A 15393-nucleotide genomic window follows, 5' to 3' on the forward strand; every position below is an offset into this window, starting at 1 on the left:
CGGTCGCCGTCGGTCAGGCCGGTCGGTCGCCGTCGGTCAGGCCGGCGTCGACGCGCCCACGGCCAGCATCGCGATGTCGTCGTGGGCCTGCCCGTCCAGCCAGTCGTCGACCTCCCGCAGCACCCGGTCGATCAGCGCGGCCGGTGGCTGCCCGGCCGCCGCCACGAGCGCGGCCCGCAGCCGGGCCTCACCGAACATCGCCGTGTCGCGCGGTCCGCGCGCCTCGGTCACCCCATCGGTGTACGCGAGCAACACGTCGCCCGGATCGAGGTGCACCCTCGCCTCGGCGAACCGGGCGGCGGTCAGCGCCCCCACCGGCATGCCACCGACCGGGACGGTGGTGACAGTGCCGTCGGCGGTGACCAGCAGTGGCGCCGGGTGCCCTCCGCCGGCGATCCGGATGTCCAGTCCGGTGGGCCTGCGGTCCAGGGAACCGAGCAGCACTGTAGTGAACTGGCTGCGCCGCGCGGCGTCCGGCGCGTCGAACAGCGCCTGGTTGAGCAGGCGGATCAGCTCCAGGGGGCGTCGCTCGACGAGCCGCAGCGTCTGCAACGACTGGCGGACCCGGCCGGTCAGCACGGCGGCGCCCACGCCCTTGCCGCACACGTCGCCGAGCGCGAACAGGGCGCCCTCGGGGTGCGGGAACACCTCGTAGAAGTCCCCGCCGATGCGCAGGGTGTCGCCAGCTGCCCGGTAGCCGCCGGCCATCGTCACGCCGGGCACGGCGGGCAGCTCGGGCGGGAGCAGACTGCTCTGCAGCACCTGGGCCAGGTGGGCCTGCTCACTGTGCAGGTCGGCGGTGGCCAGCGCGGCACCCGCGCGGGCGGCGAACTCCCGGGCCAGCTCCACGTCGCGTGGTTCGAAACCGGCCCGCCCGGGCCGACGGATGAGCAGCAGGGCGCCGGTCGACTCGCTGGCGTTCAGCAGGGGGCTGGCCAGCACCGCCCCCGGGGGGCCGAACCCGGGCGGCAGCAGGTCGGCCAGGTCGGTGAGCGGGGCGTCCGACCAGCGGCCCGGCTCGGCGCGGTCGCCGGCCAGCGCCTCGGCGAGACCAGGCACGGCGCTGGCCAGCGCGGGACTGGCCAGCCCGGTGACCGGGGCCGGATCACCGTCGGCGTACCGGATCCACCTGGCGTGTGGCTCGGCCGGCGCTGTCGGTCGGGGCAGTGCCACGGCGACGTCGGCCAGGTAGGGGACGGCGAGCGTGGTGGCGAACAGGAGGACCTGGTCCCGGTGCAGGGCCAGCGCCAGCCGGCTGCCGGCCTGGGCGAGGAACGCGGTGCGGGAGCGTTCGGCGAGCAGGGCGTCGGCGCGGGCGTGCTCCTCGGTGACGTCGCGGACATACCACGCCCACCGGGAGCCGGCGAGTTGGCGCCGGACGCCACGCAGTCGCCGGCCGTGGTGGTCGGCGTCGAAGCGGTCGGCGCCGGTGACGACCGCCCGGGCCAGGGCCGCCACCGGGCAGTCGGCCAGCCCGGTGCCGGCCTCGATCTCCGGGAGCAGCTCGGCCGCCATGGCGTTGACCAGGGTGACCAGGCCGGTCCGGTCCGTCGTCAGCACGGCCTCGGCGAGCCCGTCGAGCAGTTCGCGGGCCAACCGGTCGTCGGCCGGCAGCGGGGTGTCGCCGGGTTGCCGGGTCGTGGTCACCGCCGGACGCCAGCTCGCGTCTGGCGACGTGTGCGCATGCTGCTTCTCGACTCCTCACCGGGGATCGTTGCCTGAGTGCAAGGGTACCGATCCGTGCCGACGGGGGCGCGGGGGCGGCGATCAGCCGGAGCGTGCCAGCCAGCCGGCGGGCTGGGCGATGATCCGGCGGGCCACCGAGCCGGCGGCTCCCACCGCTGCGGCTTCCGCACCGAGCGTCGACGGCCGGACCGTTACCGGCGACCAGGCGGCGGTGAGCACCCGGGCGTCGATCTCGGCGAGGACCGGGGGGCACAACCAGGGTGCGAGCGCGGCGTAACCGCCACCGAGCACCACGGTGTCCAGGTCGAGCAGGTTGACGACACCGGCCACCGCGACGCCGAGCGCCGTTCCGGCCTCGTGCAGCGCCCGCAGCGCGTCGGCGTCGCCGGCCTCGGCCAACTCGGCCAACCGGGCGGTCGCGGTGTCCGCGGGAAGCTCCGCCCGGGCCAGCCCGGCGGCGGACACGATCGCCTCCTGGCCGGCGTACTGCTCCAGGCAGCCCTGCCCGCCGCAGCGGCACGGACGGCCCTCGGGGTGGACCGGGAGGTGCCCGATCTCACCGCTCCACCCGCGTACGCCGCGGAACAGCGCGCCGTCCAGCACGATGCCGGCGCCGATGCCCACCTCCCCGGAGATGTGCAGGAAGCTGGACGGGCCGGGTGGTTGCGAGTGCAGCTCGCCGAGCGCGGCGAGGTTGGCCTCGTTGTCCACCGTCAACGCGGGGACCCCGGGCACCTGCTCGACCAGCGGAGGGTGCTCGGCGAGCAGCGCGGGCACCGGCACGTCGGACCATCCGAGGTTCGGCGCGAGCCGGACCAGCCCGTCGTCGTCCACCAGGCCGGGCACCGCGAGCGCGGCCCCGACCAGGGTGAGGCCCTGGTGGGCGGCGTCGTCGCGGGCTGCCCCGGCCATCTCGACCAGGTGGGCCAGGGCGTCGGCGGGGGCCACCGGACGCAGGTCGGCCCGGTGCACGGTGCGGTGCCGCACCTGGCCGGTGAGGTCCACCACGCAGACCGCCAGGTAGTCGACGTTGACCTCCAGGCCGAGCCCGGCCGGCCCCTGTTCGGCCAGGACCAGCCCGCGCGCCGGGCGGCCGGCGCCCGAGCGGGGCGCGGGGTCGGACTCACTGACCAGCCGACCGCCGAGCAGGTCCTCGACGACAGCGGAGACGGTGGCTCTGGTCAGGCCGGTGGCGGTCGCCAGGTCGGCTCGGGAGGGGGGTCGGTCGGCCGCGGCGATCCGACCGAGGACCAGGGCGAGGTTGAGCTCGCGCAGACTGCCCTGACGGACTGCGCCGGCCGGGGCGTGGGTGAGGCTCACCCCTTGACAGTGCCATAGGGTGGGCAAATAATTCAATCGCTGAACAAATACCTGACACCACCACCCCGGAGGTCGCTCATGGCACCCCGTCCCACCCCCGCCGACAAGTTCTCCTTCGGGCTCTGGACCGTGGGCTGGCAGGCCCGCGACCCGTTCGGTGACGCCACCCGCCCCGAGCTGGACGCGGTCGAGGCCGTCCACCGGCTCGCCGAGCTGGGCGCGTACGGCATCACCTTCCACGACGACGACCTGATCCCGTTCGGCGCCGACGCGGCTTCCCGTGACCAGCACATCGCCCGGTTCCGCAAGGCCCTCGACGAGACCGGCCTGGTGGTGCCGATGGTCACCACCAACCTCTTCACCCACCCGATCTTCAAGGACGGCGGCTTCACCAGCAACGACCGCGACGTCCGCCGCTTCGCGCTGCGCAAGGTGCTGCGCCAGGTCGACCTGGCCGCCGAGCTGGGTGCGGGCACCTTCGTCATGTGGGGTGGCCGCGAGGGCTCCGAGTACGACCTCGCCAAGGACGTCCAGGCCGCCCTGGACCGCTACCGCGAGGCCGTCAACCTGCTCACCCAGTACGTCATCGACAAGGGCTACAACCTGCGGTTCGCGCTGGAGCCCAAGCCCAACGAGCCGCGCGGCGACATCCTGCTGCCCACCATCGGGCACGCGCTCGGCTTCATCTCCCAGTTGGAGCACCCGGAGATGGTCGGCCTCAACCCGGAGGTCGGGCACGAGCAGATGGCCGGGCTCAACTACGCCCACGGCATCGCCCAGGCGCTCTGGCAGGGCAAGCTGTTCCACCTGGACCTGAACGGCCAGCGCGGCATCAAGTACGACCAGGACCTGGTCTTCGGCCACGGTGACCTGATGAACGCGTTCGCCCTGGTGGACCTCCTGGAGAACGGTGGCCCGAACGGCGGGCCGACCTACGACGGTCCCCGGCACTTCGACTACAAGCCGTCGCGTACCGAGGACATGGACGGGGTGTGGGCGTCCGCGGCGGCCAACATGAGCACGTACCTGCTGCTCAAGGAGCGCGCGGCGGCGTTCCGTGCCGACCCCGAGGTGATCGAGGCGCTCGCCGCCAGCAAGGTCGGCGAGCTGAGCACGCCGACGCTCGGCGACGGCGAGGGCTACGAGGAGTTCCTGGCCGACCGGTCCGCGTTCGAGGATGTCGACGTGGACGCTGTCGCCGCCCGGGGCTTCGCCTTCGTCCGGCTCAACCAGCTCGCCGTCGAGCACCTGCTCGGCGCCCGCTGAGGCCCCGCCATGCCGTTGGTCGCAGGCGTTGACTCGTCCACCCAGTCCTGCAAGGTGGTGATCCGGGACGCGGAGACCGGTGCCCTGCTCCGGCAGGGCCGGGCACCGCACCCGGACGGCACGGAGGTCGACCCGGAAGCCTGGTGGCAGGCGCTGCGCAGCGCCGCCGACCAGGCCGGCGGGTTCGCCGACGTGGCGGCGATCTCCGTCGCCGGCCAGCAGCACGGCATGGTGTGTCTCGACGAGGACGGCCGGGTGGTCCGCCCGGCGCTGCTGTGGAACGACACCCGATCCGCCGACGCCGCCGCCGATCTCATCGAGGAGGCCGGCGGCGGCGCGGCCGGGCGCCGGTTCTGGGCCGAAGCGACCGGCAGCGTTCCGGTGGCCAGCTTCACCCTGACCAAACTGCGGTGGTTGGCCAGTCACGAGCCGGAGCTGGCGGCCCGGGTGGCCGCCGTCTGCCTGCCGCACGACTGGTTGACCTGGCGGCTGGCCGGCGCACCGGGGTTGGGCGCGCTGCGTACCGACCGGGGCGACGCCAGCGGCACCAGCTACTGGTCGCCGGCCACCGATGACTACCGACTGGACCTGCTGGAGCAGGGCTTCGGTCGGCGGTTGGTGGTGCCCGAGGTGCTCGGTCCGGCGGAGTCGGCGGGAAAGCTCGCCGACGACCTGGGCGGGTCGGGTGGGGCGCTGCTCGGTGCGGGCACCGGGGACAACGCCGCTGCCGCGCTCGGTGTCGGTGCCGGGCCGGGTGACGTGATCGTCTCGATCGGCACCTCCGGCACCGTGTTCAGCGTCGCGGACGTGCCGGCGGGCGACGAGAGCGGCGCGGTGGCGGGCTTCGCCGACGCGTCAGGTCGTTTCCTGCCGCTGGTCGCCACGCTCAACGCCGCCCGGGTGCTGGACGCCGCCGCCGCGATGCTCGGCGTCAACCTCGACGAGCTGGCCCAGCTGGCGCTCTCCGCCCCCGCCGGGGCGGACGGGCTGGTCATGGTGCCGTACCTGGAAGGTGAGCGGACGCCGAACCGGCCGCTCGCCACCGGCGCGGTGCACGGGCTGACCCTGCGCACCTCGACCCCGGCGCACCTGGCGCGGGCCGCCGTGGAGGGCATGCTCTGCGCGCTCGCCGACGGCCTGGACGCGTTGATCGCGCAGGGTGCCGTCGCCCGCCGGGTCATCCTGATCGGCGGCGGAGCCCGGTCGGCCGCGGTCCGTCAGATCGCCCCGCAGGTCTTCGGCTGCCCGGTCGTCGTCCCGCCGGCCGGCGAGTACGTCGCCGACGGGGCCGCCCGACAGGCCGCCTGGGTCGCCCTGGGCGGTGCCGCGCCGCCGACCTGGGCGGTCGAGGGCACCGAGGAGTACGCGGCAGCGGCGGTTCCCGCCGTCCGCGACCAGTACGCCGCGGCCCGCGGGTTGGTGCTCGACCGACGCTGAGCGTCGCGATCTGTGCGGGTGGCCGCCGGTCGACGGTGACCGGCGGCCACCCGCGTGACGCGCGCCCGCACGGAGTCTGGTTGGCTGCCGGTCATGACGGTGACCAGTGGCGGGCCCGGCCTGCGCGCGCACGGTCGGGGCGGTGGGCCGGCGCACCGCTTGTACAGCGTCGTGGTGTTCGTGCTGCTCGCCTCGCTGGACAACGTGGCGATCGGGCTGGTCCCCCCGCTGTACGGTCCGATCTCCGACGCGTTCGACGTGTCCGGGCGGCTGCTCGGCGTGGTCACCGCGGTCAGCTTCCTGGTCAGCTCGGTCGCGGCCGTCGGCTGGGCGTACGTCGGGGACCGCACCAACCGCAAGCCGCTGCTCATGGTGGGCACGTTGCTCTGGGCGGCGGGCACCGGCGGTAGCGCGCTCGCCGGCGGTTACCTGACGTTCCTGTCCGCGCAGCTGGTCGCGGCGGTCGGCCTCGGCGCGGTCGGCTCGGTGGGCTTCTCCGTGGTCACCGACCTGATCTCGCCGACCCGGCGCGGGTTGGTGATGAGCTTCTGGGGCCTCTCCCAGGGCATCGGCACCCTCGCCGGCACGCTCGTCGGCGGGCTGCTCGGGGCGGCCGACTGGCGGCGGCCGTTCCTGCTGTTGACCGGCGTCGGCCTGGTCGCCACCCTCGCCTACTTCTTCACGTACGACATCCGACGGGGCCAGAGCGAGCCGGAACTGGCCGGCAGGCTCGACGCCGGTGCCGAGTACGACTACCGGATCAGCCGCGCCGACCTGCCGCGCATCCTGGCCCGGCGGACCAACCGGTGGCTGATCCTGCAGGGGCTGACCGCGCAGGCCGCGTTCGGCTCGCTGGTCTGGCTGCCGGTGCTCTTCGCCGAACGGGCCGAGGCCCAGGGCTACTCGACGTCCACGGCGGTGGTGGTGGGCAGCGTGTTCGCCACCCTGTTCCAGCTCGGCGGGGTGCTGTCCATCGTGGGTGGGTTGATCGGCGACGCGGTGCAGCGGCGGACACCGCGGGGGCGCGCACTCGTCGCCTCGGTCGGCATCCTCGCCGCGCTGCCGTTCTACCTGGTGTTGTTCTTCGTCCCGGTGACCATCGACGTGCCGGACGGCGCGAGCGGCGGCGCGGTGGTCGGCGCGGTGCTGGCCAGTGTGTTCACCGAGCCGTCGGTCGGGCTGAGCCTGCTCACCGCGATCGTGGCGCTCGCGTTGACCTCGGCCAACTCGCCGAACTGGTTCGCGTTGATCGCCGACGTCAACCCGCCGGAGCACCGGGGCACTGTCTACAGCCTGGGCAACCTCGTCAACGGTGTCGGTCGCGCGGCCGGCAACGGGCTGGTCGGGGTGGCCTTCCAGGCGCTGCGAACGGCATTCCCGCCACCGTTGAACTTCGCCGTCGGGTTGGCCGCGTTCCAGCTTTTCTTCATCCCGACCGGTGTCATGTACTGGCTCGCCTCGCGGACCTCACCGGCGGACATCGACAACGTGCACGACCTGCTCCACAACCGAGCCGACCGCCTCTGACACCCCGAGCGCCCCGCCCCGCGCGCCTGACTCCGCGCCCCGCCCCGCGCGCCTGACTCCGCGCGCCAACCTCGCGCGCCAACCTGAAGATCGTGCTACTTCCTGGTTTTAGTCGCCTCCTGGCGGACGGAGGCCACTAGATCGTGGAGGTAGCGCGATCTTGAGGTTGGCGAGGTGCAGGCGGGCGTGAATCGTTTACGACATCAGCTCCAAAGCGGGCCGTCGCGCACCGAGCGGCCCGCCCGCACCGCGTGGCCGGGGCGGGCCGGTCGGCGCGAGATCAGCCGCGCAGCCAGACGGTCACGTCGGTCGGGACCGCGCCGTCGTCGTCCAGCGCCGCGCTGGCGACGAGCACCTCGGCGCCGGCCGGCACCGGTACCGGGGCGGCACCGAAGTTGGTCAGCACGGTCAGCTCACCGTTGCGGAAGCTCAGCACCTCGTCGCCGGAGGACAACCACTCCAGGGTGCCGCGGCCCAGCCCGTGGGCACGGCGCAACCGCAGCGCCGTGCGGTACAGCTCGTACGTCGAGCCGGGCACGTCGCGCTGGCGGTCCAGCGCGTACTCCGCCCAGAGCGCGGGCTGCGGCAACCAGCTGGCGTCGGTCGGCCCGAAGCCGTACGACGGGGCGTCGGCCTCCCACGGGATCGGCACCCGGCAGCCGTCCCGGCCGCGCTGGGTGTGCCCGCTGCGCGCCCAGGTCGGGTCCTGCCGGGCCTCGTCGGGCATCGTGGTGTGCTCGGGCAGCCCCAGCTCCTCGCCCTGGTAGAGGTACGCCGAGCCGGGCAGCGCGAGCATCAGCACGGTGGCCGCCCGGGCCCGGCGCAGACCGAGTGCGGCGTCGGGTTGCGGGTCACCGATACCGATGCCGTTGGGGCGTACGGTGCCGACCGGCAGGCCGAGCCGGGAGGCGTGCCGCACCACGTCGTGGTTGGACAGCACCCAGGTGGTCGGCGCGCCGACCGAGTCGGTCGCCTCGAGCGAGCGGGTGATCACCGCGTACTGGGCCGGTGCGGTCCACGCCGCGAGCAGGTATTCGAAGTTGAACGCCTGGTGCATCTCGTCCGGGCGGACGTAGCGGGCCAACCGCTCGGCCGGTTCCACCCAGGCCTCGGCGACCAGCACCCGCTCGCCGGGGTAGCTGTCCAGAACCTGCCGCCACTGCCGGTAGATCTCGTGCACACCGTCCTGGTCCCACATCGGCGGGCGGGGCTTGTCGATCTCGTTGCCGGAGAGGATCTCCTGGGGCTCCTGCCAGTCGGCCAGGTCGGCCTGCTTGATGAGGCCGTGCGCCACGTCGACGCGGAAGCCGTCCACCCCGCGGTCCAGCCAGAACCGCAGCACGTCGAGGAACTCCGCGTGCACCTCCGGGTTGTCCCAGTTGAGGTCCGGCTGCCCGGTGTCGAACAGGTGCAGGTACCACTGGCCGGGCTGCCCGTCGGCGTCGACAGTGCGGGTCCAGGCCGGACCACCGAAGACGCTCTGCCAGTCGTTCGGCGGCTGGTCGCCGTCCGGGCCTCGGCCGTCCCGGAAGATGTACCGGGACCGTTCCGGGCTGCCGGGCGCGGCCGGCAGCGCGGCCTGGAACCAGCGATGCGCCGACGAGGTGTGGTTCGGCACCAGGTCGACGATCACCCGCAGGTTGCGGGAACGGGCCTCGGCGATCAGCTTGTCCGCGTCGGCGAGGGTGCCGAACAGCGGGTCGATGTCGCGGTAGTCGGCCACGTCGTAGCCGGCGTCGGCCTGTGGCGACGGGTAGAAGGGAGAGAGCCACACCGCATCCACGCCCAGCTCGACCAGGTGGTCGAGGCGGGCGGTGATGCCGGGCAGGTCACCGATTCCGTCCCCGTCCGAGTCGGCGAACGAGCGGGGGTAGATCTGGTAGATGGCGGCCTCGGTCCACCAGCCGGTGGCCGGTTGGTCGGAGGAGGTCTGCTGCGTCGGGTCGGTGTTCAGGGTCGTCTCCCGTGTTGCGGTGTGTTGATTTCAATGTGCCCGGGGCGGCGCCGTCGAATCCCGCACCACCAACCGGGTGGGCAGGACCACCGGAGTGTCGCAACCGGTGCCCCGTTGACTGACGACAGGGTTCGGCGGTCGGGCCCCGAGCGGGTCGAGCAGCATCTGTGCGGCGAGCCGGCCCTGCTCGGCGGCGGGCTGGGCGACGGTGCTGAGCCCGAGCACACCGGCCAGGTAGTGGTCGTCGATACCGACCACGCTGACGTCCTGCGGCACCCGCAGCCCGACGTCGCGCAGGGCGGTCATCGCGCCCATCGCCATCTCGTCGCAGGCGGCGACGATCGCTGTCGGCGGCTCGCCGCGGGCCAGCAGTTCGGCGGTGGCCCGGTTGCCGCCGTCGATGGTGAAGGTGGACTCGATGTCCAGGGTCGGGTCGGGTCGCAGGCCGGCGGAGCGCAGCGCCGCCTGGTAACCCCGCCGTCGGTCGAGGTGGGTGGTGAAGGCCAACTCGTCGTCCGGGTCGCCGGAGATGTGGGCGATCCGGTGGTGGCCGAGGTCGATCAGATGCTTGGTGGCGACCCGCGCGGCGGCCACGTCGTCGATGCGTACGCACGGCCAGTTGGGCACCCTGCTGCCCGAGCTGATGGTGACTCCGGGCAGGTCCAGCGTGGCGAGCGCGGTCAGGTCGGCCGGACGCAGGGGCGTGGCGACCAGCATGATGGCGTCCACCCGCTTGTGCAGGTTGGCCGTCCGCAGGACCCGCTGGCGGACCTGTTCCCGGCCGCCCAGGTTGTAGAGCAGCAGGTCGTAGCCGGACTGGTGGAGGTATTCCTCGACCGCTTCGACGACGGTGCTGAAGAACCACCGGGTGATGCGGGGAACGACCACCGCGACAGTGCCGGTGCGACCACCGGCGAGCCGGGACGCGCTCGGTGAGACCTCGTAGTCGAGCTGTTCGGCGGCGGCCAGTACCCGGCGCCGGGTGGCGGCCGATACCGTCGGCAGCCCCCGCAGGGCCCGTGAGACGGTGGCCGTGGAGACCCCGGCCAGTCGGGCCACATCATCGATCCTCGTCACGGTTACCCCCGCTCGGTGCCCGGTGCCCGCCGCCGCCCGAGGGGCCAGGCGACGGCGGGCGCGCGGTCAGCCCTTGACGCTGCCGGCGAGCAGACCTCGCACGAAGAAGCGCTGCAGGGACAGGAACACGATGAGCGGTACGACGATCGACACGAACGCACCGGCGGTCAGCCGCTGCCACTCGTTGCCCCGGGTGCCGGCCATCTCGGCGAGCTTGACGGTGAGCGGGGCGGTCTCGTTGCCGCCACCGGCGAAGATCAGCGCGACCAGCAGGTCGTTCCAGACCCAGAGGAACTGGAAGATGCCGAAAGCCGCCAGCGCGGGGGTGATCAGCGGCAGCACGATGGTGCGGAAGATCTTCGGGTGGGTGGCCCCGTCGACCCGGGCCGCCTCCATCAGGTCCCCGGGCAGCTGCGAGATGAAGTTGTGCAGCAGGAAGACGGCGAACGGCAGCGCGAAGCAGGTGTGCGCGAACCACACCTGGGCGAACTTCTGTTCGTCGACCAGGTCCCACGCCGGCATCAGGGTGACGCCGCCGAGGCTGACGCCGGTGGAGAAGAACTTCAGCAACGGCACCAGGGCCATCTGCAACGGCACGATCTGCAACGCGAAGATCGCGATGTAGACCCAGTCCCGGCCGCGGAAGTTGATCCACGCGAGCGCGTACGCGGCGAGGCACGCGAAGGCGAGCGGGAAGAGCACCGACGGGATGGTGATCGCCAGCGAGTTGATGAAGGAACCGGCGAGCTGCCCGGAGGACGCTGACCGCCCGAACAGGACCTGCTCGTAGTTCTCGAAGGTGAACTGCGGGTTGGTGAAGGCCGTCCACCAGCCGGTGGTCTTGATCTCGTCCTCCGGGCGGAGGGAGGAGACGAGCAGGCCGAAGGTCGGGATGGTCCAGAGCACCGCGATGACGATCGAGACGAGCGTCGCGGTGCGGCTGTTCAACCGCTTGCGGACCCGGGCGGCCGTGGTGGTCGGGGTGCCGTCGGTCTTCTGGGTGCCGACGGCGACGGTGGGCGTTGCGGTGGTCATCTCAGCCCTCCCGCTGCTGACGGAGGTTGCGGATCTGGTAGATCACGACCGGGATGACCAGGATGAAGAGGAAGACCGCGAGCGCGGAGCCCTGCCCGTTCTGGCCGTACCGGAACGCCTGGTTGTACATCTCGCTGGCGATCACGCTGGTGTCGTAGTTGCCGTTGGTCGAGGTCCGGACGATGTCGAAGACCTTGAGCGTGGCGATCGTGAGCGTCACGACCACGACGATCAGCGCCGGCCGGATGCTCGGCATGGTGATCCGCCAGAACATCTGCCACGGGCTGACGCCGTCGAGCCGGGCGGCCTCCACGATGTCACCGGGGATCGCCTTGATCGCGGCGGAGAGCACCACCATGGCGAAGCCGGCCTGGATCCAGACCATGATGACGATCAGCAGCAGCGTGTTCAGCGGCGATTCCAGCAACCACTGCTTCGGCTCGCCGCCGAGGCTGACGACGATCTGGTTGAGCAGACCGATCTGGTCGCCCTCGCCCCGATAGGCGTAGACGAACTTCCAGATGATGCTGGCGCCGACGAAGGAGATGGCCATCGGCAGGAAGATCAGTGACTTGGCGACCGCCTCGAACCGGGCCTTGTCGACAAGTACGGCGTAGATCAGGCCGAACCCGGTCGCCACCAACGGGACCAGGACCACCCAGACCAGGGTGTTGATCAGAACCCGGACGATCGAGTCGTCGGAGAACATCCAGCTGTAGTTGCGCAGTCCGACCCAGTTGGTGCTGCTTCCATCCATCAGGGAGAGCAGCGTGGTGCGAATGGCCGGCACGACCAACCCGACCGTGAGCAGTAGCAGCGTCGGCAGCAGGAAGAAGAGCGCGAAGAGTCCCTCCCCCTGCTTGCGTCGGCGGGGGAGCGGGGCGCCGCTGGCGGACGCGGCGACGAGCTGCGCCTCCCGACGGCGGGCGAACCAGGCCGGCACCACGTCGAGAAGCAGGAGCAGACCGCCCACCACCGCGACGAAAGCGATCAGCCCGTACATCAGCATGAGGAACTTCGGCTGCTCCTCAGCGAAGTCGAACTCCATCGACCCTCCCAGGTCCAGATCCGTCGGTGGGCCGGCCCGCAGGTGCGGACCGGCCCACCGCTCAGATCACTTCCAGCTGCTCTCGATGCCCTGGAGCACCGACGCGGTGTCCTTGCCGTTGATCCACTCGACCATGCCCTTCCAGAACGTCCCCGCGCCGACCGCGGCCGGCATCAGGTCGGATCCGTCGAAGCGGAAGACGCCGGTCTTGTCCTGCAGGATCTGGACGGAGAGCTTGTCGATCGGGCTGGCGACGTTGGCGATGTCCAGCTTGTTGTTCGCCGTGACCCAGTTGCCGAGCTTCGCGCGGCTGTTGACGTACTCGGCCGAGGCGAGGTAGGTCTGCACCGCCTGCACCTCGGGGCGGTCGGCGAAGCCGACGACGAACTCGCCCGCGCCGAGCACCGGCTTGCCCTTGGCCGTGTCGATGGCCGGGAAGTAGAACGCGAAGGCGTCGCCGTCCTCGGCCACCTTGGTGCCCTCGGGGAACTGGTTGGCGTAGAACGACGCCTGGCGGTGCATGGCGCACTTGCCGGTGGTGACCGGCAGGCCGGCCTCACCGAAGGCGGTGGTGCCGATGCTCTTCACCCCGCCGAAGCCGCCGTTCATGTACTTCTCGTTCTTCAGGATCGTGCCGGCCCGGTTGACGGCGTCGACGATCCGCGGGTCGTTGAACGGGATGGCGTGGGTGGTCCACTGGTCGTAGACCTCGGGGCCCTGCGTACGCAGGATGACGTCCTCGATCCAGTCGGTGGCCGGCCAGCCGGTGGCGTCACCGGACTCGATGCCGGCGCACCACGGCTTGATGCCGCTCGCCGCGATCGTGTCGCTGAGCTTGATCATGTCGTCCCAGCTGGTGGGGACGGTCCAGCCCTTCTCCTTGAAGAGCTTCGGCGAGTACCACACGAAGGACTTCACGTTGGCGCCGAGCGGCACACCGTAGAGGGTGCCGTTGACGGTGCCGTACTTCAGCCAGTCGGCCGGCATGTTCTGCTCGGCCATCGTCTTGGTGTCGGCACCGAGGGACTTCAGCTTGCTGGCGTCGGCGAACCGCTTGACCAGGCCCGGCTGGGGCACGAAGGCCAGGTCGGGCGCGTTGCCGCCGTCGACCCGGACCGGGAGCTGCGCCTCGAACTCGGCGTTGCCCTCGTAGTCGATCTCGATGCCGGTGCAGTCCTCGAACGTCTTCCAGGAGTTCCTGAGCAGATCGGCCTCGGCGTCACGGATGGACGCGTAGATGGAGACCTTCTTGCCGTCGTGGCCGTCGTACTTGTCGTATGCGGCGCACTCCGCGGAGCCCGCGTTGCTGCTCTTCTTGTCGTCGCCGGTACCGCAGGCGGTGGCGCTGAGCGCCAGCCCGAGTACGCCGGCGATCACGAAGGCCTGGCGTGGTCTGGTGAAGACCGCCATGCCGTCCTCCTTCCTAGCCGGCGCGGTCTCGCTGGTGACCCGTCGCCGGTCCGATTGGGCGTGCACACATGTAAGCGCTTGCATCCGGCTGGGTCCACCCCCTGCCAGACACGACCGAGTAACAATCCGGAAACCTGCCGGCTGCCTGGTGGGCGCGCTCCCGGGGCACGCTTCGGACTCTTTCGAAGAGTGACGATATCTGTCAGGCTGATGCCTACGCATCGAAGGTTTTCGACATAGGAGGAGCTGTATGCGAAAGCGGTGGATCAGCCTGCTGGTGACGGGTCTCTTGGTCGGGGGAGCGCTGGCGCCGGCGACGCCCGCGCTGGCCGCGCCGACCTTCAGGGTGCCCTTCCCGTGCGGGCAGACCTGGTCCGGGCAGACCCGGTCGGATCACAGCCCGGCGTACGCCATCGACTTCAACCGCACCGACGACGCCGGCGACCCGGTGGTCGCCAGCGCCCCCGGCACCGTCGACCGGGTCACCGACCTCGGCGGCACCAGCTACGGCAAATACGTCCGAATCAACCACGGGGGCGGTTACAGCACCTACTACGCGCACCTCAGCGGCTTCAACGTCTCGGTCGGGCAGACGGTCGGGTACGGCAAGGTCATCGGCTGGGTCGGCAGCACCGGGGGATCGACCGGCCCGCACCTGCACTACGAGCAGCGCCTCAACGGTGCCGACATCCAGGTCCGCTTCAACGGCAGCCTCGCGCTCTACTGGGGCACCAAGAGCTACACCAGTGGCAACGGGTGCTCGTCGGGCAGCGGCAACGGCACCGTCGACACCAGCGGCACGCCGCTGACCGTTCGCTCCGGTCCCGGCACCGGGTACGCCTCGGTGGGCACCGTCGCCGATGGCACCCGGGTGACCATCGCCTGCCAGACCAGTGGCACGAGCGTCACCGGCACCTACGGCACCAGCACGATCTGGGACCGCATCGGCGCCGGGCGGTTCATCGCCGACGCGTACGTCTACACCGGTTACGACGGTTACATCCCGAACGTCCCTCGCTGCTGAGGCAGCGGACGGCCGGTCTCCGGCGGGCGAGCGCCCGCCGGAGATCCGCCGGTCAGGCGTTCAGCCGCCAGATCGACAGGTTCAACGCGGCGGCGAAGGTGACCCACGCCCAGTAGGGCAGCATCAGCGCGGTGGCGACCCGGGAGACCCGGGTGAACAGCAGCACGGTGAGGCCGATCGCCAACCACATCAGCACGATCTCGGCGAACGCCAGTCCGTACTGCCCCGCGCCGAAGAACAGCGGGGTCCAGATGGCGTTGAGGACCAGTTGGGCGGTCCAGGCCCAGAGTGCGGGGGAGAAGCCGACCCGTCGCCACACCAGCCAGCCGGCCACCGCGATCAGTGCGTACAGCAGCGACCAGACCGGGCCGAACAGCCACGAGGGCGGCGCCCAGTCGGGCTGCCGCAGGCTCGCGTACTCGTCGGTGGTGCCCTGCACGCCCAGCCCGCCGATGGCGGCGGCGATGAAGACCGCCACCCCGAAGCCGACGAGGGCCCACCACCGGCGGCGGCCGGAGGTCCTCGGGGCGTTCTGAGATGTCTCCATAGTCAAGATGTTTCCGCGGATCGGCGGTGGCAAACCGCCGGACACGAAAGCGCCGGGATCGC

12 protein-coding genes are annotated in these 15393 nt (G+C 71.6%); 4 read left to right on the plus strand and 8 right to left on the minus strand.

Annotated features, from left to right (window positions below; genetic code table 11):
* Window positions 1-36: 36 nt before the first annotated feature.
* Window positions 37-1647 carry a PP2C family protein-serine/threonine phosphatase gene (locus IF22_RS0117530; protein ID WP_245233659.1) on the minus strand — a complete coding sequence of 537 codons (1611 nt, stop codon included), beginning with the start codon at window positions 1645-1647 and terminating at the stop codon, window positions 37-39.
* 120 nt (window positions 1648-1767) lie between these two features.
* Window positions 1768-3006 carry an ROK family transcriptional regulator gene (locus tag IF22_RS0117535; RefSeq protein ID WP_030333282.1) on the minus strand — a complete coding sequence of 413 codons (1239 nt, stop codon included), beginning with the start codon at window positions 3004-3006 and terminating at the stop codon, window positions 1768-1770.
* Window positions 3007-3084: 78 nt separating this feature from the next.
* On the opposite strand from IF22_RS0117535, the gene xylA reads away from it, so the two are divergent.
* From xylA to IF22_RS0117550, 3 genes are all read left to right on the plus strand, one after another.
* Window positions 3085-4272 (plus strand): xylose isomerase, encoded by a 1188-nt coding sequence (gene xylA / locus IF22_RS0117540; RefSeq protein WP_030333283.1) that lies wholly within the window; start codon window positions 3085-3087, stop codon window positions 4270-4272.
* A 9-nt stretch (window positions 4273-4281) separates the two neighbouring features.
* A complete protein-coding gene (xylB, locus tag IF22_RS0117545; protein ID WP_030333285.1) occupies window positions 4282-5709 on the plus strand; it encodes a xylulokinase in 1428 nt (475 codons plus the stop codon).
* Window positions 5710-5802: 93 nt separating this feature from the next.
* Entirely contained in the window at window positions 5803-7236 is a 1434-nt protein-coding gene (locus tag IF22_RS0117550) for an MFS transporter (RefSeq protein ID WP_030333287.1), read from the plus strand.
* Between the two features lie 280 nt (window positions 7237-7516).
* Here IF22_RS0117550 and IF22_RS0117555 read toward each other — a convergent pair whose 3' ends face one another.
* The 5 genes from IF22_RS0117555 to IF22_RS0117575 all read right to left on the minus strand — a co-directional run bounded on the left by IF22_RS0117555 (window position 7517) and on the right by IF22_RS0117575 (window position 13760).
* Window positions 7517-9190 carry a glycoside hydrolase family 13 protein gene (locus tag IF22_RS0117555; protein ID WP_030333289.1) on the minus strand — a complete coding sequence of 558 codons (1674 nt, stop codon included), beginning with the start codon at window positions 9188-9190 and terminating at the stop codon, window positions 7517-7519.
* Between the two features lie 30 nt (window positions 9191-9220).
* Window positions 9221-10267 carry a LacI family DNA-binding transcriptional regulator gene (locus tag IF22_RS0117560; RefSeq protein WP_030333290.1) on the minus strand — a complete coding sequence of 349 codons (1047 nt, stop codon included), beginning with the start codon at window positions 10265-10267 and terminating at the stop codon, window positions 9221-9223.
* A gap of 66 nt (window positions 10268-10333) precedes the next feature.
* Complete coding sequence (locus IF22_RS0117565; protein WP_030333292.1) at window positions 10334-11302, minus strand: carbohydrate ABC transporter permease; 969 nt, start codon at window positions 11300-11302, stop codon at window positions 10334-10336.
* Between the two features lies 1 nt (window position 11303).
* The gene (locus tag IF22_RS0117570; RefSeq protein WP_030333294.1) at window positions 11304-12350 is read right to left on the minus strand and encodes a carbohydrate ABC transporter permease; all 1047 of its coding nucleotides are present in this window, start codon (window positions 12348-12350) and stop codon (window positions 11304-11306) included.
* Between the two features lie 66 nt (window positions 12351-12416).
* Window positions 12417-13760 (minus strand): ABC transporter substrate-binding protein, encoded by a 1344-nt coding sequence (locus IF22_RS0117575; protein ID WP_030333296.1) that lies wholly within the window; start codon window positions 13758-13760, stop codon window positions 12417-12419.
* A 250-nt stretch (window positions 13761-14010) separates the two neighbouring features.
* Here IF22_RS0117575 and IF22_RS0117580 point away from each other — a divergent pair, with 250 nt between their 5' ends.
* On the plus strand, window positions 14011-14784 hold the full coding sequence (locus tag IF22_RS0117580) for a M23 family metallopeptidase (protein ID WP_030333297.1): 774 nt from the start codon (window positions 14011-14013) through the stop codon (window positions 14782-14784).
* Window positions 14785-14836: 52 nt separating this feature from the next.
* Here IF22_RS0117580 and IF22_RS0117585 read toward each other — a convergent pair whose 3' ends face one another.
* A complete protein-coding gene (locus IF22_RS0117585) occupies window positions 14837-15331 on the minus strand; it encodes a TspO/MBR family protein (protein ID WP_030333300.1) in 495 nt (164 codons plus the stop codon).
* Window positions 15332-15393: the final 62 nt, after the last annotated feature.

It is taken from the genome of Micromonospora parva (assembly GCF_000718515.1).
GTDB lineage: Bacteria > Actinomycetota > Actinomycetes > Mycobacteriales > Micromonosporaceae > Micromonospora > Micromonospora parva.

Coding starts and splice junctions, on each gene's coding strand:
- IF22_RS0117585 (WP_030333300.1), bottom strand. CDS start 15,331: ATGGAGACATCTCAGAACGCCCCGAGGACCTCCGGCCGCCGCCGGTGG.
- IF22_RS0117580 (WP_030333297.1), top strand. CDS start 14,011: ATGCGAAAGCGGTGGATCAGCCTGCTGGTGACGGGTCTCTTGGTCGGG.
- xylA (WP_030333283.1), top strand. CDS start 3,085: ATGGCACCCCGTCCCACCCCCGCCGACAAGTTCTCCTTCGGGCTCTGG.
- IF22_RS0117550 (WP_030333287.1), top strand. CDS start 5,803: ATGACGGTGACCAGTGGCGGGCCCGGCCTGCGCGCGCACGGTCGGGGC.
- IF22_RS0117570 (WP_030333294.1), bottom strand. CDS start 12,350: ATGGAGTTCGACTTCGCTGAGGAGCAGCCGAAGTTCCTCATGCTGATG.
- xylB (WP_030333285.1), top strand. CDS start 4,282: ATGCCGTTGGTCGCAGGCGTTGACTCGTCCACCCAGTCCTGCAAGGTG.
- IF22_RS0117575 (WP_030333296.1), bottom strand. CDS start 13,760: ATGGCGGTCTTCACCAGACCACGCCAGGCCTTCGTGATCGCCGGCGTA.
- IF22_RS0117565 (WP_030333292.1), bottom strand. CDS start 11,302: ATGACCACCGCAACGCCCACCGTCGCCGTCGGCACCCAGAAGACCGAC.